Genomic DNA, 23,870 nt, shown 5'->3' with positions numbered 1-23,870 from the left:
CCCTTTACTCTATTTTTCTGGTTAGCGAACTTTTTGTAAGCGCTATCATTTCGTGCTAGACTAATCTGTTATTTGATTAGCCATCCCCCATCCACGAGCAGATCCGATCCTGTCATATAAGAAGCTTCTTTAGAAGCAGCAAAAGCGATGACCTTGGCGATTTCTTCCGGTTTACCTACTCGTCCTAATGCAGTATTTCTTTTGATCGCCTGTTCAAATTTCTCATTCTTCAGCCCCTCTTCCGTGAGCGGTGTTTCAGCAAAGCCAGGAGAAACAGAATTAACCCGAACACCATAAGGAGCCAATTCAAGTGCAAGTGACTTCGAAAAATGAATGACAGCTGCCTTCGATGAACTGTAATGAGGAATTTTCGCTCCTGCTTTATGTCCGGAAAGAGAAGCTACATTGACGATAGCTCGATCGCTCTCCTCCTGATCTTCATCGATCATCAAGCGGCCAAGACTTTTAGACACAAGATAAACACTTTTTAAATTGGCATCCTGGATCCGGTCCCATTCAGATGCTTCCATCTCTAAAATGGTGGTATTCCCTGAGGTACCTGCATTGTTAATCAGTACATGGAGCTTCCCGTAATTGCTTTGAACAAAATCTTTCAATGCTTCTATATCTTCTTCTTTTGTAACATCTGCTTGAAAAACAACCGCTTTTGAGTCTTGTTTCTCATTGATGATGGCAGCTACCCGCTCGAGTTTCGAGAGCGTTCTACCAACTAAAATAACGGTTGCCCCACCTTCTGCCAGCAGCAAAGCCGCTTGCTCTCCGATCCCGCTTCCGGCTCCGGTTACAACGGCAATCGTGTCTGTAAATCGATCCATAGATAAATGACCTCCTTTCATTAACTGAGAACAAGGTGATTTTCCAATATAGAACGGAGATCTATAGGAATGGACTCGCTTTTCTGTGTTTCATAATTGAAATGAACGATCGTTGCTTCCGCTTCCGCGATCACATTTCCCGTATCCTCCGCCTCGATGCGATGGCCGAATCGAAAGCTTTTATTTCCGATGTTGGAAACCCACGAAGAGATGGTTAAGGATTGTCCAAAATAAGCTTGACTGACAAAATCGCATGTCGTTGAAGCAATAATGAATCGACCGAACGAACTGGAATGGTTTGGAATCACCTCTTCAAAAAATTTGCCTCTCGCTTCTTCTAAGTAAATGAAGTAACTCGTATTATTCACGTGTCCTGCCATATCTGTTTCACAAAACCGAACGCTTACAGGCACTTCATGTTTCAAGAGCTCACCTCCATTCTAACCAGTTAGTATGTTCTGAGTAGAATCTCCCGTTGAAGGGGAGAGTGCTTATGCTTTTTTGTCGATTCCGTGCAAGATCATCTCAAGATAGACGGAAGTCAACTCTTCCTCTGAGACTTCACCGTCAGGGTTATACCAGTAGTAACTCCAGTTCGTCATCCCGAGTATTCCACGGGTGATCATATCAGGGCTTAGATGGTTCTGAAACTCTCCTTTTTCAATACCTTCTTCCACCAGAGTCTGGAGATTCTTACGAAACTGATCCCTTTTCTGGATGTTCTGGTCCAAATATTGGTTCTCAAGATTACGCATTTCTCTAAAGAAAATTCTTGCACTCTTTTTTCGATGCTTAATGCTTGAGATAACCATTAAGATCATGGACCTGAGCTTTTCCCTGCTATCCTTTGAGTCATCGTTCAAAATCTCCTGCTGTCTTTCCAGTAAATATTCAATGAAATTGAGATGGATATTCGTTAAAAGCTCTTGTTTATTTTTGAAGTAATAATAAAACGTTCCTTTTGTTACACCAAGCTCATCCACAATTTCCTGAATTGATGTTTCGGTGAACCCTTTTTTATCAAACAGATGAATGCTGATATCCATGATTTTTTGCTTCATAGGTACATTGTCCTTTCATTTAGGGATGATATAACATTATAACATTCCTAAATCTCGCAAAAACGACGATTTTCTACTCGCGTTCGAGAATCATAGCGATGCCCTGGCCGCCACCGATACAGGCGGTAATCAACGCATATTTTCCGCTCGTCCGTTTCAACTCGTAAATCGCTTTAGTTGCGAGAATCGCTCCAGTTGCTCCTAGTGGGTGTCCATGAGCAATAGCCCCGCCATTGACGTTCACTTTTTCCATATTCATTTGGAGCTCTTTATTGCATGCTAAAACTTGTGCGGCAAAGGCTTCATTGATTTCGATAACATCCATATCCTCTAGACTGAGTCCTATTTTTTCTAAAACGGCATGAGTGGCAGGAACGGGACCGATTCCCATAATGTTCGGATCCACACCGGCAACTGTGCAAGCCCTGACAGTAGCCAATGGAGACACACCCGATTCCTCTGCTTTTGCTCTCGACATTAACGTAAGTGCAGAAGCGGCATCATTCAGGCCAGAGCTGTTTCCGGCCGTTACGGTTCCATCCTCAAGAAAGGCCGGCCGAAGCTTAGCCATTCCTTCCAGCGTCGATTGGGGCCGTGGGTGTTCATCGTTTTTAAATACAACCGGCTCCCCTTTTCTCACAGGAATGGTTAGCGGAACAATTTGTTCTTTGAATCTTCCTTCTTCCATAGCAGCAGCCATGCGTTCCTGACTCTGCTGGGCAAATCGATCCGCATCTTCCCTTTTAATCTCGTAATTCTCAGCTAGATTTTCTGCTGTGATCCCCATGGGTGGATCTCCAATTTCTTTAGGAGAAAGTTGAGATTTCCTGAATTTCGGCGGGGCGGGACTATAGGCTCTTTCAGGCCGATCCATCAAGTACGGTGCACGGCTCATACTTTCTGTGCCGCCAGCTACATACACGTCTCCATCACCTGCTTTTATTGCCTGCGCAGCCAAATGAATGGCATTTAATCCTGAACCGCACTGCCGATCAACCGTTAAACCTGGGAGTTTCATAGAAAGTCCTGTCTGCAAAGCAGAAAGCCTTGCTACGTTCCCCCCACCGCTCAACACATTCCCAAAGATGACATCTTCAATGGATTCTGGATCAACCTTAGCCCGTTTGACGCTTTCCTTAATGACCTCTGCTCCTAATACGTGCGCAGGAACGGTAGCCAATGCCCCTCCCTGCTTTCCAATTGCCGTTCGGACAGCTGATACGATTACCGCATCTCGTTGTGTCATCGTTTCACTCCTTTTTGAAAAATCCCTTACATGGCATGCGTACCGCCATCTACAATGACTACATCACCTGTGATGTGCTTGGAAGCCGGTGCGCACAAGAAAATGGCAGCGCCTTTCAAGTCATCCTCACCACCAAACTTTCTTAGAGGTGTACCTTCCAAAAAGGTATCCTCCCCTCTATCCATAAGTACTTTAGACATCTTCGTTGGGAAGAAACCTGGTGCTATCGCATTTACACGGATACCTTTAGGTCCCCATTTGACAGCTAAGTCCTTTGTAAAAGTAAGGACAGCCCCTTTACTGGAGTTGTAGCCAATCGTATCCATATACTTTGGATCAGAGCCTTTCAAGCCAGCAACGGAGGCAATATTAATAATCGTGCCTTCTCCCTGCTCAAGCATCACCTTTCCAGCCATCTGCGACATGAGAAAGGTCCCCGTAACGTTTACATTGAAGACTTTTTGCCAGGCTTCCAGCGGCATCTCCTCCACAGGAGCTCCCCATGTGGCCCCACTGTTGTTGACGAGAATATCGATTCTGCCAAAGTGATCGACCGTTTGATCGACGACCTGCTGCATACTATCCGGGTTTGTTACATCACATTCAAATGCAAGGGACTCTACACCAAGTTGTTTCAGTTGATCACTCACTTCCTTACAGGCCTCAACCTTTCGGGAACAAACCACGACGTGAGCTCCAGACTCGGCTAGCCCTTCAGCAATTTGTTTTCCGAGTCCTCGTCCTCCACCTGTCACAATAGCAACTTTGCCGGTCAGGTCGAAAAGCTCCTTAGCGTGCATGGACAGCCCTCCTGTTCTCGGCCTTTTTCAATTCATATTTAGCCACAGCTCTGCGGTGGACTTCATCAGGACCATCGGCAAGCCGCAGCGTGCGGATGTTCGCCCATGCCGCTGCAAGTGGAGTATCCTGACTTACACCAGCTGCCCCAAAGGCTTGGATCGCTCGATCAATAACTTTCAAAGCCATATTCGGTGCCACTACTTTGATCATGGCGATCTCTGATTTAGCTTCCTTGTTGCCGACTGTATCCATCATGTGGGCTGCCTTTAATGTAAGCAGGCGGGCCTGTTCAATCTCGATTCTAGAATCAGCGATCCATTCCCGGATCACTCCCTGGTCAGCCAGAGTCTTGCCAAATGCCTCCCGTTCTTGAACGCGGTCACACATGACTTCAAGTGCCCGTTCTGCAGCGCCGATCGTTCTCATACAGTGGTGAATTCGTCCAGGTCCCAACCTTCCCTGTGCAATGGCGAATCCTTTGCCTTCTCCCCAAATCAAATGGGATGCAGGGACACGCACGTTTTTAAACTCAATTTCTGCGTGTCCATGAGGAGCGTGATCATACCCAAAAACAGGCAAGGTGCGTTTAATGGTAACTCCTTCGGTATCGAGTGGTACAAGGATCATCGATTGCTGGTCATATCTCGGGGCGTCTGGATCATTCTTCCCCATCACGATACTCACTTTACAACGCGGATCCCCGGCTCCTGAAGACCACCATTTCGTACCGTTTATTACGTACTCGTCCCCGTCCCTTTTGATCTCTGTCTGAACATTGGTTGCATCTGATGAAGCTACATCAGGTTCTGTCATAGAGAAGCAGGACCGTATTTCTCCTTCAAGCAAAGGCTCAAGCCACTGTCTCTTCTGCTCATCCGATCCATAACGAACAAGCACCTCCATATTTCCTGTATCCGGCGCGGCGCAGTTGAAGACTTCAGGTGCGAGACTCGAGCGCCCCATAATTTCACAAAGGGGAGCATATTCCAAGTTCGACAAACCAGCTCCGTACTCGCTATCTGGCAGGAACAGATTCCAAAGGCCGGCCTCTTTTGCCTTCGATTTCAGTTCTTCCATGATCGGAGGGATGTCTGAAAAGCGGTCCTGTTGATTCAGCTGTTTTTCATACACCGATTCGTTCGGGTAAATATGTTCTTCCATAAAAGCGTTCAAACTTTCCTGCCACTCTTTAACTTTAGGTGAGTAATCAAAGTCCATGAGATTCCTCCTTAATATGTAGGGACTTTCCTAGAAAACACGACCTTTCCTTTAATCACAGCTTCCTCATTCTGATTGACCGCCTGTACGTTAAAGGCCATTTCATGTTCATAATCTTCCTCAAGAACCGCATGTAAGGTAAGCACATCCCCGAGGAAAACCATGCCTTTGAATCGAATCGAGTAGTTCTGAATGAATCCTTCTTCATAATACGGTGTGAAAAGTTTGGCGAGATTTCCCATCGTCCACATCCCATGGGCAATGATACCTGGTAAACCAGCTTTTTCTGCCTCTTCATCAATAGTGTGGATCGGGTTATAATCTCCTGAAGCACCCGCATATTTGATTAAATCAATTCTTGAAACGGGTTCAAGAGTCACTGGTTCCAGTGAATCGCCTTTTTGCAGGGCGGTTATTGCACTCATACCTTCATCTCCTTTCGCACAGCCTCTGTGATAATGACTGTCTGTTCTTCTGAGAATATTAGACCCCCATCAAAATCCGTGCCGTATCTTTTCACTTTCAAAAAGCCCATATCTCCGCTTTTTCCGCTTCGTTCATAATAGTCTTTTACTTCGGTGTAGCAGAGAATAACTTCTCCTACGAGCAGCGGCCGTTCATAGTGATAGATTTGCTCTCCGTGAATTAATCCTTTAGAAGGAAGGTTCAGCTCATCAATAGATCCATAGTCAAAGACTCGCGGAAAAGTTGGTGGAGCGATGTTCGCTTTGTAAGGAGATTGTCTGCCCGTCTCCTCATCTATAAATATTGGATGCGGATCACCAATGGCTTCTGCAAAATTCTTTACTGCCCCCCGTTCCACCGTGTTTTTCACTTTATTGGACTGTTTACCAATCGTATGTTCAAACATCATACGCCCTCCTTGAATTAATCTTTCGGACCTCCTGCAACATACAGTACCTGACCGTTGACGAACGACGATTTCTCATCCGCATAAAAAGCGACTGCATTTGCAATATCTTCAGGCTTTCCGCTTCTTGCGACTGGGATATTGGCCACACTGTGCTGAATTAATTCCTCAAAGGAAATCCCGATGCGGGCGGCTGTCTCTTTTGTCATTTCGGTTTCAATAAAACCGGGAGCGACTGCATTGGCCGTGATTCCAAACTTCCCTAGTTCAATGGCCAGCGTTTTCGTAAACCCTTGAAGACCAGCTTTTGCTGTAGCATAGTTTGCCTGGCCGCGGTTCCCGAGTGCTGAGGTGGAAGAAATGTTAATAATACGGCCATACTTGTTTTCCACCATGTACTGCTGAGCCGCACGAGCAGCATTAAAGGAGCCTTTTAAGTGAACATCCATTACCGTATCCCAATCTGAGTCCGTCATTTTAAATAACATGTTATCACGTATAACCCCGGCATTGTTCACAAGAATGTCTAGAGAACCGAACTTGTCATAGACTTCCTTCATTGCATTTTGAATCTGTTCGAACTCCACAACATTCGCTACCTTACAATGAACCTCGTATCCCTGTTCCTTCAACTCACTCTCCGTTTCAGAAAGGGCTTCCTCATTTACATCAATAATCGCCACCTTAGCCCCATCTTCTAAAAATCGTTGGGCTATCCCTTTTCCAATCCCTCGGCTGCCTCCTGTTACAAAAGCAACCTTATTATCAAATCGTCCTGTCATCATATATCCCTCCCTGGTAAGATCTTTCTTAGCCGATTTTCACGTGTCCTTTTAATAGATTTCTAGAAATAATCAATCGCTGAATTTCGTCAGTGCCATCATAAATTCTCCATAAGCGCGCTTCACGGTACCAGCGCTCGATTGGCAACTCTCTTGTGTACCCCATCCCGCCATGGATTTGCAGGACGCGATCAACGACACGGTTCCCCATATTGGCTCCGTAGAGTTTTGCGATAGAGGCCACATGCCTGTTATCCTCACCCTGATCAAGCGTGAAGGCTGCATTCAAGACGAGCCATTTTGCTGCTTCAATTTCAACTGCTGAGTCGGCAATTTGCCACTGAATAGCTTGGCGCGTAGCGATTGGTTTTCCAAACGTTTCACGTTCATTAGCGTAATCGATCGCCATGTTCAATAAGCGCTCCGCCGCTCCAACCGCTCTTGCTCCAACAATCCACCGTGCAAAGCCAATCCATTCAAGACCAAGGTCATAACCGCCATGAACCTCACCTAGAATATTCTCTTCAGGAACACGTACGTTATCAAATACGAGTGCAGCTGGTCCCCATTCGCCCATCGTATGGATGTATTCTGACTTCCACCCCATATCACGGTCTACAATGAAACACGTCACACCTTTACGGCCACCGGAAGATTTATGCAGCTCCTTATCGGTGATCGCAATCGCCATCGTAAAATCAGCTTCGTTTCCTCCAGTAATAAAGGTTTTCTCTCCATTTAACACCCATTCACCGCCTTCTTTTACAGCGGTCATACGAATATTTCTCGTGTCTGACCCTGCGCCAGGCTCTGTCATGGCAAAGCAGGATTTTTTCTCGCCGTTAATCGTAGGCAGGAGGTATTTTTCTTTCTGTTCTTCATTCGCATAATACAAAATATTATCCGCAGAACCTCCAAACTGGAATGGAACGAATGTGCGTGCCACTTCCATCTGCACGATGGCAAGCATCATCTGACCTAAGTCGGCGCCCCCATATTCCTCCGGAGTGTTGATCCCCCAAAACCCAGCATCTTTCGCTTTCATTTGAAGTTCCTTCATTTTCTCATGGGAAATACTAGGTTTTCCTTCTCGCTCGTTTCGCAGCACTTCATTTTCAAGTGGAATCAATTCTTTTTCCACAAACTTACGAATCGTTTTTTGAACCATTTGTTGTTCGTCCGTTAAACGTAAATGCATCCAACTATCCCCAATCTTTAAGTTTTTTAGAAAATCAAAGATGTTATTTTCTTAAGCAGGCATCACATACCTACCGGTTAGTATGTTTTATTTTATATTATTTGAAATTTTCGGAAAATACAACATGTATTTTGAAATTTTTTGTCATTCCATCTTCTAATTACCAATCGATATTTAGAAAGATTTTCTCTTTAAAATTTCTTTCTCACACTTGAACATGTGTAAACCTACAAAAAATGTATTTTATACACGCAAATAATTGTACAAATATCCATATAGTTTAATTGGAAGATCATCTAAAATGAAAGTAAAGCTAATTTTTCCAAAGGAGAATTTCCATGTTCACAGATCAAGTCAAAAAGCAATTAGAGGATATTGTTGGCGAAAAAAATGTAGCTGCTTCAAATGCAAGCAAATTGGCGTATTCGTACGATGCCACCCCTCAGTTCCAGTCACTTCCTGATGCCGTTGTTTCTCCGAAGACCACCCAGGAGATAGTTGAAATTATGAAAATATGCAACAAACACAAGATTCCGATCGTTCCACGAGGTTCCGGAACTAATCTGAGCGCTGGAACTACTCCGATTGATGGAGGTATCGTTTTATTATTCAAGCATATGAACAACATTCTGGAAATCGATGAAAATAACTTGACGATTACAACCCAGCCAGGTGTGAACACCCTTCAATTAATAACCGAAGTAGAGAAATTGGGACTGTTTTACCCGCCTGACCCAAGTTCTATGAAGATCTCTCAAATCGGTGGAAATATCAACGAAAATTCTGGAGGATTAAGAGGGCTAAAATATGGGGTTACTCGCGACTATGTCATGGGCCTTGAAGTCGTTCTTCCTAATGGGGACATCATTCGGACGGGTGGAAAACTGGCCAAGGACGTTGCCGGATACGATTTAACAAGGTTATTCGTCGGCTCTGAAGGCACCTTAGGGATTGTTACAGAGATAACGCTTAAACTTTTGCCTCTTCCAGAAACGAAAAAAACGATGCTTGCTTTGTATGAGGATTTACACGCAGCAGCCCAAACCGTCTCGAAAATCTTATCGAATCGCATCATTCCAACCACACTTGAATTCCTAGACCAGCCGACTTTAAAAGTGGTGGAAGATTTCTCGAACATTGGATTACCTACTGATGTTAAAGCCGTTTTGTTAATTGAACAGGATGGAGATTCTCAATCCGTGGACAGAGACATACATAAAATGGCTGAAATTTGTAGAGAGAACCAAGCTGTTCAAGTAGATGTAGCAAAATCACCAGAGGAAGCAGAGGCTCTTACGACAGCAAGGAGATCCGCTTTATCTGCTCTTGCAAGATTAAAACCGACGACCATCCTCGAAGATGCCACCGTACCTCGGTCCGAAATCGCCAACATGGTCGAGGCAATCTCCCAAATCGCAGAGAAATATGAGGTCGACATCTGTACATTCGGTCATGCAGGAGATGGAAACCTTCACCCAACCTGCTTGACAGATGTAAGGGATTCAGAAGAAATTCATCGAGTGGAAAAAGCATTTGAAGAGATTTTCGAAAAAGCTGTGGAACTGGGAGGAACCATTACGGGAGAACATGGGGTTGGTGCAATGAAAGCTGACTATCTTCACCTCAAGCTAGGGGAAGCTGGAATTGATGCGATGAAAAATATAAAAAAAGCATTTGACCCCAACAATATTATGAACCCAGGGAAAATCTTTGCGAAGAACAGCCCGAAAAGAGTGGTGGTGAGTCAATCATGAATACTAAAGAAAAAGAGAGAATCCAGCATGATTTTAAAGAAAAAATGGACTACGATGAACTATTAAATTGCATGCGCTGTGGGTTTTGTCTGCCCAGCTGTCCCACTTATATCGAATCTGATTATGATGAAGTTCATTCGCCAAGAGGACGAATCGCCTTGATGAAAGGTGTTGTCGATGGAGTCATCGAACCAGATGAAGATGTGAAGCAATCGCTTGATATGTGCCTTGGCTGCCGAGCATGTGAGCCCGTTTGCCCCGCAGGTGTCAACTATGGCCACCTGCTCGAACAAGCCAGAGACATCATCTATCAGAATAAAGAACTGCCTAAACATGTGAAGGTCATCCGCAATGTCGCCTTTAAAGGTCTGTTCCCTTATCAAAATCGGATGATTGGAGTTACAAGCTTATTAGGTTTTTACCAACGCTCCGGTGTGCAGCAGCTTACGAGAAAATCGGGAATCATGAAACTGTTTCCTGATTCACTTCGTACAATGGAAAAGGTGCTTCCGGAAGTACCTAAGCGGAAAGAAATGAAAAACAGACCACGCTATTACAAACCGATCCAACAAAAAAAGAAAAAAGTCGCTTTTTTCTCAGGCTGCTTGATGGACACCATGTTCCTCTCGACGAATAACGCAACCGCAAAACTGCTTCAATATGCGGGCTGTGAAATTGTGGTCCCTCAAAATCAAGGATGCTGTGGAGCTTTGCACGGACACAGCGGAGAAAAAGATCAGGCTAAAGAGTTAGCCAAAAGGAATATTAAAGCCTTTGAAAAAGCAGAAGTGGACTATATCATTACCAACGCAGGAGGATGCGGAGCGTTTTTAGTCGATTACAAGCATCTTTTAAAGGACGAGGAAGAATGGAAAGAACGGGCTGAACACTTATCTATGAAAATTAAAGATATTAGTAAGATTTTAGTGGAACTCGACTTTCATAAGAAGCCGTTAAAGCTAGATCAGCAAATCATCACCTATCAAGATTCCTGCCATTTAAAAAATGGTCAGAAAACATTCATGGAACCGAGACAACTGCTTGAAGCGATCCAAGGAGCGAGTTACGTAGAAATGAAGGACGCTTCAAGGTGCTGCGGCTCAGCAGGGATTTATAATCTTGTCGAGCCGGAAATGTCCATGCAAATCTTGGATTATAAGATGGAAAAGACAAAAGAGACAAAAGCCAAAACCGTCGTTACTGCCAATCCCGGCTGCCTTTTACAAATGAAACTGGGAATTGAAAGAGAGGGACTCAGTGAAGAGGTTGAAGCTGTGCATATTGTAGATTTACTGTTAAAAGCTTATGAAGAAGCAAATCTGTGATCAAGGGATTGGGACAAAAGTGCTTTAGCCATTCTAAAATCCGAATAATGGTGAAATTATTATGATAAAATTTCACCATTACTCGGTTTTGTTATAGTAGATGACCGCAACACATATGGCCGATTGATAGAATGCTTCGCTTCATGTTTACTCAGATCAATGAGAACGAGAGTGATGCAGATCTTCTCCAATAAAGCTCAAAGCGATATAAAACAAAGTAATCCCTTCTGACTGCCGGGGGTCCAGCGTAGTAAGATCCTTGATTTGCTTAAGCCGATAATGAAGGGTATTGATATGGATATTCATATCGCTTGCTGTATCTTTAAGCGATTGATTTTGAAGTAAAAACACCTTTAACGTATGCAATAATTCAGGTTTATCTTGCATGCCTGATAGTACACGATTCGTAAATTCCTCTTTCGTATCTCCGCTGATTTCTTCTAGCACAATATCCAATACAAGTTCCTCATACATCATGATGCGTTGCTTGCTTAAGGCAACCTTTAATGCCTTTTCAGCTTCTTCGTAAGCACGGTGCAATTCGTAAGTGATGATGGACTTACTCAATCCAGCACAAAGATTCATGTCATAATTCGTCTTGAAGTACCTTTTCCATCTATACAAATGCTCTTTGATTACCTGTTTCGGCTCGTCATCATTCACATGTTTAAGCAAAAGGTACCTCCCCTCTCCCCAGCGAATGAACACATCGTTGGCTTCTTTAGGAAGAAGATTCCTAAACCAATCCATCATGGCCGCATCCACTCTCTGCTTTTCTTTCACTGAGCGGACTTGAAATAATATACACAGGTAAGGCTTCCCGATGGACACCCCTAAGAGCTGTCCTCTATGTATGAAAGTTTGATCCACTTCCTTTGAAAACACCCACTCATAGAAATAGGCTTCTAATCCCCTGCTTTCTGATTCCTTTTGTTCTGTATAATACGTCTCTCGAATCATAAGTTCTGTCATTTTACGAAGGAGTTCGGCGAAACCTTCAATCTCAGAAGGAGGCCCCGTAATCCCCAGAACTCCTATGACACTGTTTTCAAAAAACATAGGCAAGTTAATTCCAGCTTTAACTCGGTTAACTTTCACCGCCTCAGCTTCAGTAATATAATATTTCTGCTTGGTCTGAACGACTCTGTAAGCAATTTCGTGAAAATCTCCCACGCGTTCTTCTTTTGTGGAAGCTATGATAAATCCATTTCGATCGACAACGATCAAATCTTCATTTATCACTAACCTGACTTCTCGAATAATCTTCTCGGCAAGTTCTGGTAATAACTGCATCTTTTAACCAACTTTCTATCTTATCCTGCTTGTCTATTATATAGAGATTTAGAGAAGGTGACCAAAATCGATAGAAAGCAATCTCTTTAAAAAAGAGCTTTGCATCTCTGCAAAGCTCTCTTTATCAACCTTCTTTAGCATCGATTTTCCCTAAGAAGAAACCATCTACTTCTTCAGCTTTCCCTCTCCAATAGAACTTCTCCTCAGAAGGCGTTGGCAGTGAGTCGCCATTGTAAACCTGCGCATCTTTTAGATGAACAAAACGAACCTCACCTTGAGAAGATTCATTAGCCGATTGGCTGGCTTTTGATAGTTTTTCACTAATGGATTGAGAAACATCATTGCCGTCTTCCAGCGATCGGCTGATGGCTTCCAAATATTTTTTAGCGGATACCGTTGTGCCCGTTACGAGGGCCCCGTTAACATTCAATGTAATATCCAGAGAAAAGTCGTGTTGATTAGCCGCTTTTACAAAAGTCAGTAACAAATCATCCATAGCTTCATCCCCTTTTTAAAGACGTGGAAATTACTTTTGTGTATCATCTTCATTAGTAAGCGCCGTCTTTACTTCCTCTTCGGTACTTTCAGGTGTCTTTTGTTCCGTCACTTCGTTTTGATTATCTTCCTCAAGAGAAGCAGCTGCTTCTCCAGAAGCGTCTTGAGAGTGTGAAGTTTTTTCCTCTTCGGTACCTACGGATGTTTTTTGTTTCGTTTGTTCTTTATTTTCGCTCTGTTTGTTTTGGTTTTCTCCCTTAAGAGAAGCAGCTGTTTCGGGTAGAGCATCCTGGGCACCTGCAGCCTCCTCCAGCTGAGGGACTTCCTCCTCTTTATTCTTTGATTTCTTAAATTTATCTGTTACTTTCTTCGATTTTTCTTTAGACTTGTCTTTGAAGTTCTTGAATTTTTCGCTTGCCTTACTTCCGGCTTTACTTGCTTTCTCTTTAAAACTGGAGGAGTCTTTTTCTTCTGATTGATCTTCCCCTTTCTTTTTCTTAGGGTTGATCAAGAGCCCAGCAGCTGCTCCAACGACCCCTCCGATAACCGCGCGTTGCAGTTTATTATCCTTCTTGTTAGTTTCTTTGTTATTTTCCTTGTTCTCTTCTGGTTGATTAGATGAATGATTCAATCCCGTTTTGTTTTTTGTTTCCATGTTAAACACTCCTCATTTTTTATAATCTATTTGATTGCATATTCTTCTCAAGTCGCTCGATTCGCTTTTGTAATTCTTCATTTTCTTGTTCTAATGCTTTTGTATCTTGTTCAGCTGCTTTTGAACTGAGATAAGGGTCGTTTTCCCACCAGTCCATGCCTATTTCCTTCGCCTTATCCACAGACGCAACAATAAGTCGTATTTTAATCGTCAATAATTCGACGTCCGCTAATCCTACGCGGATATCACCAGCGATGACGACACCTTTATCCAATACTGTTTCCAAAACATCAACAAGACTGTTCGATTGAGTAGATTGTTCAATAGCCATGCGTCAACCTCCTTTTCACAGTAAATTTCCAAGCGGTCCGAGGTCGATATTTAAATCTTCATCATCCAGCTCAAATATGTCCTTCAGCTCATCCATTTTCACTTCAAGATTCATAAGAGCGAGGCCTAGCTTTTCGATTTCTTCTTCCGTAAGGGTGCCGCCATCTACTCGTCTAAGAGCATGACGCTCAACAAGCTGCCTCAACAGTTCAATAACTGTCAATACAAGCTGTGCCAATCCTTGCTCCGCTCCTTCAGGATCCAATTCTATTCGACCGCTTTTTGCGGGTCTTTGTTCAAGATCGCTCGGTGGCATGCTCTAACGCCTCCTTTTCTTTATCCATACGTTCAGATGACAGGGATTCAGCTGCCTTCTGATTGCTCTGGACCAGTGTTTCAACAGCCGAAATCAAAATCCGCAAATCCAGATATACTAGATCAATCCCTGCAATGGATATGACAATATCCCCTTTAATCGCCACACCTTTGTCCAACACCGTATCTAAAATATCAATGAGGGCAATATCTTTGTTTTCATATTGGTCTCGATAGGACATCCATCAAACCTCACTTTTTGAGAGATTCACAAAATGATAGGCTGGCCAGGGACCGGTGATTTCAAACTTCCACCCTGCTGATGCATGTTTTTCGTTTGCTAAGGTCACGTGCTCCAAAAAAGGTTCCACATGCTCCAAAGGCAGTAAATAAGCGCTGTTCCAGCACATTTCTTCATCTTTTCCCGTAACATCTTTGTTCCACACTTTTTTTACGGAATCTTGGGCTGCGAGGCCCTTCCATTTTTCATGGTAGCCTTTGGAAAAGTCGTGCTGCTCCTGTTCAACTTCCTTGTCAATTATTTGATTGAGTTTTTTGCGTTCAAGGTATTGTCTTCCTTTTGACATCTCAGCTATTTCAGCCTTTTTGTTCTCTATAGTTAAATTGTTTTCTGCAACCTCTTCTCTCAATAGGCTGCGATCACAATATATTTTCACATTCCATTCTTCTTTATTTTCAAGCTCGTTCAGAAGTCTTTCCCAGTCTTCTTCACGGCTTTGAATCATTTCAGATAAGCTTTCTTCGTTTTGAAAAATGGTACAAAATTTCATCGGAATAATGGTCGTACGTTCTCTCAGACTGATCAACGCTTCATGATGATGAAACGCCTTTTCTTGCACCCAATCCATTTGTTTCGTTTTCTCCTCGAGCACTTTCTCTCCATATTCCTCTTCATCAACAAGGCAGACAACAGCTGCACAATGATTAAAATTCATCATGGTTAAACTGTGCTCTCCATCAATTCCTTTTATATCTGCGAAACTATCTGTTTCTTCGTCTGGTTTTGGTATGATTCCATATAAATACAAAAGTTCATTCATCTTTATGCTGCCCCCTGCTACCGTTTCGTCAGCTCTTCCCATTGCTCCATTTCCATCCTTTTTGCAACTTCATAACGTTCAAGCAGAACTTCTTCTTGAGATTGATAGGTTTCCTCAGAAATTTCCTCAAGCTCATACATCATTTGCAGTTGGATGAGCTTCTTTTGAATGTGTTCCAAATCATACATTTCCTTATCCACTTCTTCTTTGACGTGTTCACCGACTTTTACAATCAAGTTGATTGGGGAAGTGAATAATTTATGAATCATGTTGGCTCCTCCACCTTTAATTTGATATTGATGAAATTATAAGCTGGCCACGGTCCCGTGTACTTAAAATCAACTTTGCCCTTCCAACGCTCGTGCAAATCGTTTACTTTTTTATCAAAAGCTTCTTCCTTATCACGATCAATTAAATACGCCCCGTTCAATAACATTTTCTCTCCCAGCGTTTCATTAGACTTCGCAGACACTGACAACTTTGTGAGAGATTCGTGTATATCGTGTTCCACTTCCTTTTTTAGCTTGTTGAAGAAGTTCTGCGCCATTTCACCTAACTTGATTCGATCGAAATAACCGGCAGCCTCCGATTTATTAGCCACGTTTTGTTTCTGCTTCATGACTCCTTCATTTTGCTCAACTTGATTCTCCAGCCATTCTTTTTTCCCTACTACCTTCAGGCCGATTTCAATCTTATTCGAAACTTCAGGGAACAGCTTTGCGAGCTGTGGATACAAATTTTTCAAAAGAACTTCGGTGTCTTCAAGGGATTGGAACACATTACCGAAGCTTATTGGGACGACGGCGTTCTCGTTTTCCATAACATTGGAAATGACTTGCTGGTGCTTCATCAAATTATCTTTTTTCGGATGATAGATTTTAATTGGTGCTTCGATGGCTACCATTGCTGCATCTTTATACGAAACTGTAAAGATCGGTCGGTCTTCCCCTTCAAAATGAACGGAACCAAAGTCCTTTTCATCTTCTACGTGGATACAACAAAAAACATATACCCCATTTTCCTCTGCCATTTTCAAATCCTCCTAAACATTCCTGCACACACCAAGAATTCTTTCTCGTAAATCCTCAGTATCTTCATTACACAAATTTAAAGTGAAAAATGTTGTGTCAAGTAACAGGTTTTGAAAGTCTTCGTTATTTCCATCAATTGGAATTTCATACTTTTCTGCAATGTCTGCGATCATAATAGAGGCCCTCAGACTTAATCCATCTTGGGTGTCCTCGCATAACTCGTTCACTTTTTCCAACAAGCCAACAATCTTTTCTGCTTTCGACGATTCGATCAATGTTCGTTCTCTGACTACAGCTACTTGAGCTTCTTTGCCCATCATTTGAAAAGGGATTGTGATCATACGGTCCAGCAAGGCATCCTGAGTTTCATAGATACCTACGTATTCTGTGGGATTACTCGTAAAGATGAGAGAGAAGTCCGGATGAACTTTTATGTGTGAGTCCTTACTTTTTGCTCCATATAGAGGCAAGAGTTTTTCTTCGATTACAGATAAAAAAAGGTTATTGGTATCCGGCCGCGATCTAGTGAATTCATCGTAGACAACGGTGTAACCATTTTTTACTGCTTCATACAACCTGCCCTCAACCCAGCTTTCCGTTACTTCTTCTTCAATTTTCCTGACCGTTCTAATAAAATTGTCGTCGGATTTTTTTCGGCTGTACCCCTTATAAGCACCGATTAAATCATCATTAGATAAATCCTCATTCCCGCTAATCATTAATACCGGCCGCTGTCGTTTGTTCGCTATATGAAGGGCAAGGGTTGTTTTTCCAACTCCTGACGGTCCTGTAAAGTGGACAGGGTAGCCAGAAGATAAATAACGGAGCGATCGTCTTATTAATCCTTGGAAAAAGGGATGGTCATACACACCTTCTTTTCCCTCAGGTACAGATTTTGTTTTAATCAGTCTTGTCACTTGCCATACCCTCTCTTCCTATTCGGCTTGTTCTTCCAGATCAGCGCGATAGCGTAGGCTTAATCTGGAGAAACCGGTCACTTCCTGGTCTTGATCAAGAAATACTTCATAAAGACCGACCATTTCATCTTGAGCATATTTACGCATATAATCTTTTTCCTCTATAATTTCTACGAGTGCTCTCCATCCTTCTTCGTTCTTTTTTACGGAGATGATTTTATGTGGAGGAGCAATATTTTCTTTAAAAAAATCCGTAATTTTATCTAATATCTTCATAATTTTTCACAAACACCTTCCTCATAGGAATGAGAGGGCCGGGATGATGCCCAACCCTCCTTAACTCCATTAAATACTGAATTCACCGCTACGTTCGTTTGATTGTTTAGACGGAGATGATTCTTGCTCCCCTAAGCGTCCGCCTAAGCCTTCTTCCTGGACTTCGTCTCTTAGTAATCCAACCGCTTCTGCGTAGCGCATCCAAGTTTCCACACTTGCAATTACGACTCTCGCTTCAATGGTGATCAATTCTATCCCCACAACGGAAACCCGGGCAAATGCATCGATCACAATCCCTTTATCCAAAATACGGTCAACGACCTCAGCAAGACTTGAACTATCAGTTGATTTTTGAATAGCCATATTCATTCTCCTTTCAAAAGTTAACGATGATAAGTTTTAATGTCAGCCAAACCTTTAACATCCTTCGGCCCTTTAATATCTGAAGAGCTCTTTATTTGGGAAACACTTTTGATGTCCTGAACGCCCTTCACTCTTCGATTGGAGTTATCACCGATTTTTTCTTGAAGCTCTTCTCCAGACTCCTTGACTGAATCAATCTTTTCTTTCAGTTGAAGCAAGTTTTCCTGCATTTTTTCTTTTGCTTCTTGCGCCTTATTATGAACTTTGTCCGCATTTGCGGAAGTTTTTTGTTGTAGGTAATTTTGAAATTGGTTTTCGAAGTAATCTCCTGCTGTATCCTGCATTTCATCGGTCGCATGTTCATGTGCTTCCATAGGGTTATCTGACTTCCTTATAATTTTGGAGAAGGTAGGCGCTTTTTTTCTTATAGCAGCAGCAGCTTCTTTAACACCCCCTTCAACTTTTTCTTTGATGGATTCCTCCTCAGTGGCTTTTCCTTGATTGTTTTCTTCTACTTGATTGATCATTCTCACCACCCTTTTAGAGGTTATTATAGTGGGAAAGCTTTTAGTAATTTTATTTACCTTTCTTCCCACACACTTGAATGTAAAACCTTCCTTTTGAAAGATATCATTGAAAATGGTAGTTTTTTACTTGATTGTTACATTCAATTACTACCTTTCCCCTATCTAGATAATGAAAAGAACCCCTTCTCCCTCCCTATAAATTACAAATATTACAAAAGGATTATTTTTGATATTTTTGTTAATTTTTTTACAGATAGATGTTTGGTGGTTTTAAAATACAAAAACCCCTCTTTAAAAGAGAGGTAACTACTTTATGAATTCCTTTCTATTCTTAACTCGCTGCCTTTACCTTCGATATATCATTAGTCTGTATAATCTTCATCTAAGGATAGCTACAAATACTTCCTATTAAAATAACTCTATTATTCTCATAAACTACCTCTCTTACCAGAAAAATCATCATTTCACGAACACCAAACAAAGCATTCACGCAAGAACAGGAGTAAATGATAATAAATATAGGTTTTTTCTAAGAAAACATCGGAATATTATCGTTTTTTGCTAAATTAAGAATAATTACGAATTTTCAAATTAATAGAACAATTTGAGATAATAGAACTGTAAAAGATTAAAGGGGGAGAAAATAATATGAAAAAGTTTTACTTTATGGTGGCAAGTATCCTATTGATACTTGTTCTAGCCGCATGCGGAAGTTCAGAAGAGAATTCTGGCTCCGGGGATGAAGGATCCGATTCTGGCAGCGACGGCGGAGAGACATATACAGTCGCTACCGATAACAACTTCGTTCCTTTCGAATTCCTAAACGAAGATACAGGAAAAATGGAAGGGTTTGATATGGACTTGATCCGCGCAATTGCGGACGAAGCAGGTTTTCAAGTTGATATTGAATCTATGAAGTTCGATGGAGTTGTCACTGGTATGCAATCATCTAGATATGATATCGGTATTGCCGGTATGACAATTACAGAAGAACGTGAAAAGACCATCGATTTCTCTGATCCATACTACGATGCAGGTCTAATCCTTGCCGTACAGGCAGATAATGAAGAAATAAAATCCGAAGCTGATTTGGCTGGTAAAAAAGTAGCCACACGTTCAGGTACAACAAGTGAAACATACTTGAAAGACAACCACCCAGATGCGGAAGTTGTGACGTTCCCAGGTATTGTTGAAGCCTACATGGATCTTCAAGCTGGTCGTGTTGATGCTGTCATGTATGACGTACCTAACGTTAAATACTATGTGAATAATGATGCTAAAGGAGAACTAAAAACCGTTGGAGATGTTCTTCAAGGGGAACAATACGGAATCGCTTTTCCTAAAGGGTCTGAACTCGTTGATGACGTAAACGAAGCCCTTCAAACTTTAATAGATAATGGAAAGTATGATGATATTTATGAAGAATGGTTTGGAGAGCGTAAATACGGTACGGAATCATCTGAATAAGAAAATCCGGGAAAGCGTGGCAGGTTGGACACTTGTTACGCTTTTCCATTCTACTTACTAAACACCATTGAACTAAATACATTAAGAGATAAGGGGCGTCTTTTCACATGGAAGCACTATTAGATTCGCACTTTGTGCGGGTCCTACCCTTTTTATGGCAGGGGTTAGGTTATACCCTTCTCATAACTGCGGTAGGATTACTTTTTGGCTTCATCCTAGGAGCAATCGTCGGACTAGCACGACTATCAAAGAACAAACTCATTTATGTACTTTCTTCTATATACGTTGAAGTATTACGGGGAACACCAATTCTTGCTCAAATCCTATTTATCTACTTTGGACTTCCGGACTTACTTGGCTTTAATATTGATAAAATTACAGCATCCATCATCGCGATTGCCGTCAACGCCGGTGCCTACATCGCAGAGATTGTTCGTGGTGCTGTGTACTCCATTGATAAAGGACAGAACGAAGCTGGGCGTTCTCTAGGGTTAACACGTGGCCAAACGATGAGATATATCATCTGGCCTCAAGCCTTCAGGAGAATGATTCCGCCACTTGGTAACCAATTCGTTATTAGTTTGAAGGATACCTCACTATTCTCCGTTATCGCTGTCGGTGAATTGCTGTATATGGGTCAGCAATATTATGGGATTACTTTTGCAGCTTTTGAAGCTTTGACAATGGTCTGTCTCATGTATCTTGCCATCACTGTACCAACAGCGCTTTATTTACGTAGAGTAGAGAGGAGACTTGACGTATGATGATCACCGTAAAAGACTTGCATAAATCATTTGGTAAAAATGAAGTATTAAAAGGGATCGACCTTGAAGTTGAGGAAAAAGAAGTGGTATGTGTAATTGGTCCATCAGGGTCTGGAAAAAGTACCTTACTACGCTGTTTAAATTTGCTTGAAGAAGTAACCTCAGGGGACGTCTTCATTGAAGGAGATAATCTTACAGATCCGAAAATTAATATTAACGAAGTTCGTTCTCGTGTGGGAATGGTATTTCAGCACTTTAACCTTTTCCCGCATATGACCGTACTTGATAATATTACGCTCGGTCCAAGAAAAATTAAAGGTGTCAGCAAGGATCAGGCAGAAAAAGACGCTTACCCGCTGCTCGAAAAGGTAGGTCTGTCTGATAAAGCAGATGTCTATCCAGAAAGCTTATCTGGCGGGCAAAAACAAAGGGTAGCCATTGCCCGTTCCTTAGCGATGGAACCAAAAATTATGCTTTTCGATGAGCCGACTTCCGCCCTTGACCCTGAGCTTGTCGGTGATGTTTTAAACGTCATGAAGAATCTTGCAAAAGAGGGAATGACCATGGTCGTTGTAACCCACGAAATGGGCTTCGCCCGGGAAATGGGAGACCGTGTCATCTTCATGGACGAAGGCATCATAATGGAAGAAGACAAACCAGAAAAAATCTTTGGCAATCCTAGCAATCCACGGACACAGGAGTTCTTAAGCAAAGTATTGTAACTTCACCCCCATTCCAAAACGTAAATCGTTTTGGAATGGGGTTTTTTGTCGCAAATTCCCTCTCCACATCCAGGTTGATTAGCCTATTTATCTAGAAACTTGGGAAAGTAGTCTTTTTTAAGGGGTCTTAGTCATGTTGACTTTACGCAACTATCCCAAGTCCGATTTCGCAGGAATTCACCCGCTTTGTGCGAATTCATAGAGTATATCTTTAATAGGAGGAATGTGGAATGAAGTTAAGAAAACTAGCTACATTAGGTCTTGCCGCCTCACTCGCTTTTTTGCCATCAGCCGGTGATGTATTTGCCGCCAAGTCAGACACCCTGGAAAAGAAAAAATCTGTGAACGTGCAGGAAGAAAAGGGGCAGTATGTGAAAGGTGAAGTTGTCGTCAAGTTTAAAGAAGGAAAGTCACTAAAATCGAATCAACTTGAAAGCTTTGGTGCCAAAACCATTGATCAAGAAGTAGCTGAAGATAAGAATGTGAAAGTATTGAAGGTCGGAAATGTGGAAGCCGTCGTCAAAGCGCTTAATAATAACCCAAACGTCGAGTATGCTGAACCCAATTACATATTCGAAGCGACCTGGACACCAAACGACACTTATTATAGCGGATACCAATACGGACCGCAAAATACAGATACAGAGGCTGCCTGGAATGTGACCCGTGGTTCCAACAGCCAAGAGATCGCTGTAATCGATACGGGAGTTGACTACAACCATCCCGATTTAGACGGCAAGACGATCAAAGGCTATGATTTTGTTGACAACGATAACGACCCGATGGACTTGAACAACCACGGAACACACGTGGCTGGAACAGCTGCTGCAGAAACAAACAATGCCCGAGGGGTCGCGGGTATGGCTCCAAATACGAATATTCTTGCTGTTCGTGCATTGGATGCGAGTGGAAGCGGATCATTAAACGATATCGCTGATGCGATTCGTTATTCTGCTGATGCAGGCGCTGAAGTCATCAACTTATCCCTCGGTTGTAACTGTGATACACAAACGCTTGAAAACGCTGTTAACTATGCTTGGAGCAAAGGGTCTGTCATTATTGCAGCAGCTGGTAATGACGGTGTTTCTACAACATTCGAACCAGCATCGTATACCAATGTCATAGCCGTCGGTGCTGTGGACCAATACAATAGAAAAGCATCTTTCTCCAACTACGGAACTTGGGTAGATGTAACCGCACCAGGTGTATCGATCGCTTCTACAACACCTAATAATGGATACATGTATATGTCAGGCACATCCATGGCTTCACCACACGTAGCTGGGCTTGCGGGTCTGTTAGCTTCACAAGGACGCTCGAACTCAAATATACGGGCTGCAATTGAACAAACGGCAGATTCGATCAGCGGAACAGGCTACTACTTCGAGCATGGCTTGATCAACTCTTACGATGCCGTAACCTATTAATCTATTTGATGTAATACAAAAACCTCCCCTATTTTGACGCCTGACATTGCTCAGGCGTCTTTTTGATGGGAGATTATGTCACCTCAGGTCATCCAGAATCTGGATGACCTGAGGTGACATAAATTGGAGATTACAATTGGTGATGATCGAAGTATTGAAGATTATTGTGATAAAATGAATCTATAAATCTATCAGTTAGTTTAAAGCTTTCACTAGGAGGGCTTCTATGTCAAAAGGCTACAACCTGGATACTTCTCAATTCCACTCTCTGAGAAAGGCTTCAAAGAAATTATTTAAGACGATCAGCAGCCGATTAAACGTTAATACCGCTTATGTAACAAAACGGGGACAAAAGGAAATGACGGTGCTGAGCTCTTTCAACGAAACCGAAGAGATTATTCCAGAAGGTTATTCTGTCGAATACGGAGGGACTTATTGTCGGATTATCATTTCGAACGAAGACAGTCACATGACAACCAGAGACTTAACGACAGATGTTTTAACCAGAAACTTAGACGTCACTCCACAACTAAACGTCAAAGGTTTTTTAGGAGTTACTTTAAGAGATACCAGTGGCGAGGTATTCGGTACGCTATGTGTAATGGATAGAGAAGAGAAGGATTTTAGTGACGATGATATCATGTTTCTAAAGTCAATGGCGGACGTCCTTTCGCATCTAGTTGAACTAGATGAAACCAAGTATAATATGAGCCTTTTAAATGTTCCGATTATCCCAATTACAGAAGGCGTATCTGTTCTAACTGTTCAAGGGATTATTGATGATTATCGAGCTGAAAAAATTCTTAAAGACGTATTAGATTATGGTGCTCAATATGAAATTGACTATTTTATTGTTGATGTTTCTGGGTTATCGATTATTGATAACGACTTTCCTCAAGTATTAATTGATCTCGTACAATCATTGGAATTGATGGGAATTGAAACTATCATTACTGGTATAACCCCAGAGCTCGCTAAAAATGAAGTGAATAATACTCAACTCCATAGGCTGAATACAAAAACTGTCTTTAATTTAGAAGCAGCTATGAAGTATATCGGTTTTTCATTAATTGAAAATGGTAAATAACATAAAAGCACAGGAGACAATCATCTCCTGTGCTTTTCTTATTTAACA

Annotated in this window: 30 protein-coding genes; 7 read left to right on the top strand and 23 right to left on the bottom strand. The window is 42.2% G+C overall.

Translation table 11 applies throughout. From position 1 onward, the window contains the following. Window positions 1-68 precede the first annotated feature (68 nt). The 10 genes from HM131_RS06325 to HM131_RS06280 all read right to left on the bottom strand — a co-directional run bounded on the left by HM131_RS06325 (window position 69) and on the right by HM131_RS06280 (window position 8,013). On the bottom strand, window positions 69-836 hold the full coding sequence (locus tag HM131_RS06325; protein ID WP_085028954.1) for an SDR family NAD(P)-dependent oxidoreductase: 768 nt from the start codon (window positions 834-836) through the stop codon (window positions 69-71). 20 nt (window positions 837-856) lie between these two features. After that, entirely contained in the window at window positions 857-1,261 is a 405-nt protein-coding gene (locus tag HM131_RS06320; protein ID WP_085028953.1) for an acyl-CoA thioesterase, read from the bottom strand. Between the two features lie 66 nt (window positions 1,262-1,327). Continuing rightward, complete coding sequence (locus HM131_RS06315; protein ID WP_085028952.1) at window positions 1,328-1,897, bottom strand: TetR/AcrR family transcriptional regulator; 570 nt, start codon at window positions 1,895-1,897, stop codon at window positions 1,328-1,330. Between the two features lie 73 nt (window positions 1,898-1,970). Continuing rightward, on the bottom strand, window positions 1,971-3,143 hold the full coding sequence (locus HM131_RS06310) for a thiolase family protein (protein WP_085028951.1): 1,173 nt from the start codon (window positions 3,141-3,143) through the stop codon (window positions 1,971-1,973). A gap of 26 nt (window positions 3,144-3,169) precedes the next feature. Beyond that, a complete protein-coding gene (locus HM131_RS06305; protein ID WP_085028950.1) occupies window positions 3,170-3,943 on the bottom strand; it encodes an SDR family oxidoreductase in 774 nt (257 codons plus the stop codon). Continuing rightward, window positions 3,933-5,162, bottom strand: a complete 1,230-nt coding sequence (locus HM131_RS06300; RefSeq protein WP_085028949.1) for an acyl-CoA dehydrogenase — start codon at window positions 5,160-5,162, stop codon at window positions 3,933-3,935. The genes HM131_RS06305 and HM131_RS06300 overlap by 11 nt, the downstream gene beginning before the upstream one ends. A gap of 11 nt (window positions 5,163-5,173) precedes the next feature. Then, window positions 5,174-5,587, bottom strand: coding sequence for a MaoC/PaaZ C-terminal domain-containing protein (locus tag HM131_RS06295; protein WP_085028948.1), 414 nt, complete (start codon window positions 5,585-5,587; stop codon window positions 5,174-5,176). Further along, window positions 5,584-6,033 (bottom strand): MaoC family dehydratase N-terminal domain-containing protein, encoded by a 450-nt coding sequence (locus HM131_RS06290; protein WP_085028947.1) that lies wholly within the window; start codon window positions 6,031-6,033, stop codon window positions 5,584-5,586. Before HM131_RS06290 ends, HM131_RS06295 begins: the two co-directional genes overlap by 4 nt. Before the next feature lie 17 nt (window positions 6,034-6,050). Further along, complete coding sequence (locus HM131_RS06285; protein WP_085028946.1) at window positions 6,051-6,815, bottom strand: beta-ketoacyl-ACP reductase; 765 nt, start codon at window positions 6,813-6,815, stop codon at window positions 6,051-6,053. Between the two features lie 28 nt (window positions 6,816-6,843). Then, the gene (locus HM131_RS06280) at window positions 6,844-8,013 is read right to left on the bottom strand and encodes an acyl-CoA dehydrogenase family protein (RefSeq protein WP_085028945.1); all 1,170 of its coding nucleotides are present in this window, start codon (window positions 8,011-8,013) and stop codon (window positions 6,844-6,846) included. Between the two features lie 338 nt (window positions 8,014-8,351). Here HM131_RS06280 and glcD point away from each other — a divergent pair, with 338 nt between their 5' ends. Both glcD and HM131_RS06270 read left to right on the top strand, forming a co-directional pair. After that, window positions 8,352-9,767 carry a glycolate oxidase subunit GlcD gene (glcD, locus tag HM131_RS06275; RefSeq protein WP_085028944.1) on the top strand — a complete coding sequence of 472 codons (1,416 nt, stop codon included), beginning with the start codon at window positions 8,352-8,354 and terminating at the stop codon, window positions 9,765-9,767. Beyond that, the gene (locus tag HM131_RS06270) at window positions 9,764-11,092 is read left to right on the top strand and encodes a (Fe-S)-binding protein (RefSeq protein ID WP_085028943.1); all 1,329 of its coding nucleotides are present in this window, start codon (window positions 9,764-9,766) and stop codon (window positions 11,090-11,092) included. The genes glcD and HM131_RS06270 overlap by 4 nt, the downstream gene beginning before the upstream one ends. A 156-nt stretch (window positions 11,093-11,248) precedes the next feature. Here the strand turns inward: HM131_RS06270 and HM131_RS06265 are convergent, their stop codons facing one another. From HM131_RS06265 to gvpQ, 13 genes are all read right to left on the bottom strand, one after another. After that, a complete protein-coding gene (locus HM131_RS06265) occupies window positions 11,249-12,385 on the bottom strand; it encodes a CdaR family transcriptional regulator (protein WP_085028942.1) in 1,137 nt (378 codons plus the stop codon). A 124-nt stretch (window positions 12,386-12,509) separates the two neighbouring features. After that, a complete protein-coding gene (gene gvpU / locus HM131_RS06260; protein ID WP_085028941.1) occupies window positions 12,510-12,881 on the bottom strand; it encodes a gas vesicle accessory protein GvpU in 372 nt (123 codons plus the stop codon). 30 nt (window positions 12,882-12,911) lie between these two features. Further along, window positions 12,912-13,535 (bottom strand): YtxH domain-containing protein, encoded by a 624-nt coding sequence (locus tag HM131_RS06255; protein WP_085028940.1) that lies wholly within the window; start codon window positions 13,533-13,535, stop codon window positions 12,912-12,914. Window positions 13,536-13,554: 19 nt separating this feature from the next. After that, window positions 13,555-13,866: a gas vesicle protein gene (locus tag HM131_RS06250; protein WP_085028939.1), complete on the bottom strand. Its 312-nt coding sequence runs from the start codon at window positions 13,864-13,866 to the stop codon at window positions 13,555-13,557. 15 nt (window positions 13,867-13,881) lie between these two features. Continuing rightward, complete coding sequence (locus HM131_RS06245) at window positions 13,882-14,181, bottom strand: gas vesicle protein K (protein ID WP_085028938.1); 300 nt, start codon at window positions 14,179-14,181, stop codon at window positions 13,882-13,884. Continuing rightward, on the bottom strand, window positions 14,162-14,422 hold the full coding sequence (locus HM131_RS06240; protein ID WP_085028937.1) for a gas vesicle protein: 261 nt from the start codon (window positions 14,420-14,422) through the stop codon (window positions 14,162-14,164). Before HM131_RS06240 ends, HM131_RS06245 begins: the two co-directional genes overlap by 20 nt. A 3-nt stretch (window positions 14,423-14,425) precedes the next feature. Continuing rightward, window positions 14,426-15,241 (bottom strand): GvpL/GvpF family gas vesicle protein, encoded by an 816-nt coding sequence (locus HM131_RS06235; RefSeq protein WP_198162734.1) that lies wholly within the window; start codon window positions 15,239-15,241, stop codon window positions 14,426-14,428. 17 nt (window positions 15,242-15,258) lie between these two features. Beyond that, window positions 15,259-15,510: a gas vesicle protein GvpG gene (locus HM131_RS06230; RefSeq protein ID WP_085031843.1), complete on the bottom strand. Its 252-nt coding sequence runs from the start codon at window positions 15,508-15,510 to the stop codon at window positions 15,259-15,261. After that, a complete protein-coding gene (locus tag HM131_RS06225; protein ID WP_085028935.1) occupies window positions 15,507-16,271 on the bottom strand; it encodes a GvpL/GvpF family gas vesicle protein in 765 nt (254 codons plus the stop codon). Before HM131_RS06225 ends, HM131_RS06230 begins: the two co-directional genes overlap by 4 nt. A 12-nt stretch (window positions 16,272-16,283) precedes the next feature. After that, on the bottom strand, window positions 16,284-17,189 hold the full coding sequence (gene gvpN, locus HM131_RS06220; RefSeq protein ID WP_085028934.1) for a gas vesicle protein GvpN: 906 nt from the start codon (window positions 17,187-17,189) through the stop codon (window positions 16,284-16,286). Between the two features lie 18 nt (window positions 17,190-17,207). Further along, entirely contained in the window at window positions 17,208-17,465 is a 258-nt protein-coding gene (gene gvpO / locus HM131_RS06215) for a gas vesicle protein GvpO (RefSeq protein WP_085028933.1), read from the bottom strand. A gap of 69 nt (window positions 17,466-17,534) precedes the next feature. After that, window positions 17,535-17,828 (bottom strand): gas vesicle structural protein GvpA, encoded by a 294-nt coding sequence (gene gvpA / locus HM131_RS06210; protein WP_085028932.1) that lies wholly within the window; start codon window positions 17,826-17,828, stop codon window positions 17,535-17,537. Window positions 17,829-17,848: 20 nt separating this feature from the next. After that, window positions 17,849-18,355, bottom strand: a complete 507-nt coding sequence (gvpQ, locus tag HM131_RS06205; protein ID WP_085028931.1) for a gas vesicle protein GvpQ — start codon at window positions 18,353-18,355, stop codon at window positions 17,849-17,851. A 648-nt stretch (window positions 18,356-19,003) separates the two neighbouring features. Between gvpQ and HM131_RS06200 the strand changes: the two genes are divergently transcribed. From HM131_RS06200 to HM131_RS06180, 5 genes are all read left to right on the top strand, one after another. Continuing rightward, on the top strand, window positions 19,004-19,822 hold the full coding sequence (locus tag HM131_RS06200; protein ID WP_085028930.1) for a glutamine ABC transporter substrate-binding protein: 819 nt from the start codon (window positions 19,004-19,006) through the stop codon (window positions 19,820-19,822). Window positions 19,823-19,929: 107 nt separating this feature from the next. Then, window positions 19,930-20,586 (top strand): amino acid ABC transporter permease, encoded by a 657-nt coding sequence (locus HM131_RS06195; RefSeq protein ID WP_085028929.1) that lies wholly within the window; start codon window positions 19,930-19,932, stop codon window positions 20,584-20,586. Beyond that, window positions 20,586-21,308 (top strand): amino acid ABC transporter ATP-binding protein, encoded by a 723-nt coding sequence (locus HM131_RS06190; RefSeq protein ID WP_085031841.1) that lies wholly within the window; start codon window positions 20,586-20,588, stop codon window positions 21,306-21,308. The genes HM131_RS06195 and HM131_RS06190 overlap by 1 nt, the downstream gene beginning before the upstream one ends. A gap of 230 nt (window positions 21,309-21,538) precedes the next feature. Continuing rightward, the gene (locus HM131_RS06185) at window positions 21,539-22,735 is read left to right on the top strand and encodes a S8 family peptidase (RefSeq protein WP_085028928.1); all 1,197 of its coding nucleotides are present in this window, start codon (window positions 21,539-21,541) and stop codon (window positions 22,733-22,735) included. A gap of 226 nt (window positions 22,736-22,961) precedes the next feature. Then, window positions 22,962-23,822, top strand: coding sequence for an STAS domain-containing protein (locus HM131_RS06180; RefSeq protein ID WP_085028927.1), 861 nt, complete (start codon window positions 22,962-22,964; stop codon window positions 23,820-23,822). Window positions 23,823-23,870: the final 48 nt, after the last annotated feature.

The sequence above is a fragment of the Halobacillus mangrovi genome (assembly GCF_002097535.1).
In the GTDB taxonomy this organism is placed as follows: domain Bacteria; phylum Bacillota; class Bacilli; order Bacillales; family Halobacillaceae; genus Halobacillus; species Halobacillus mangrovi_A.
The sequence above is the reverse complement of the archived record's forward strand: the minus strand, read 5'-3'. Positions and strand labels throughout refer to the sequence as shown.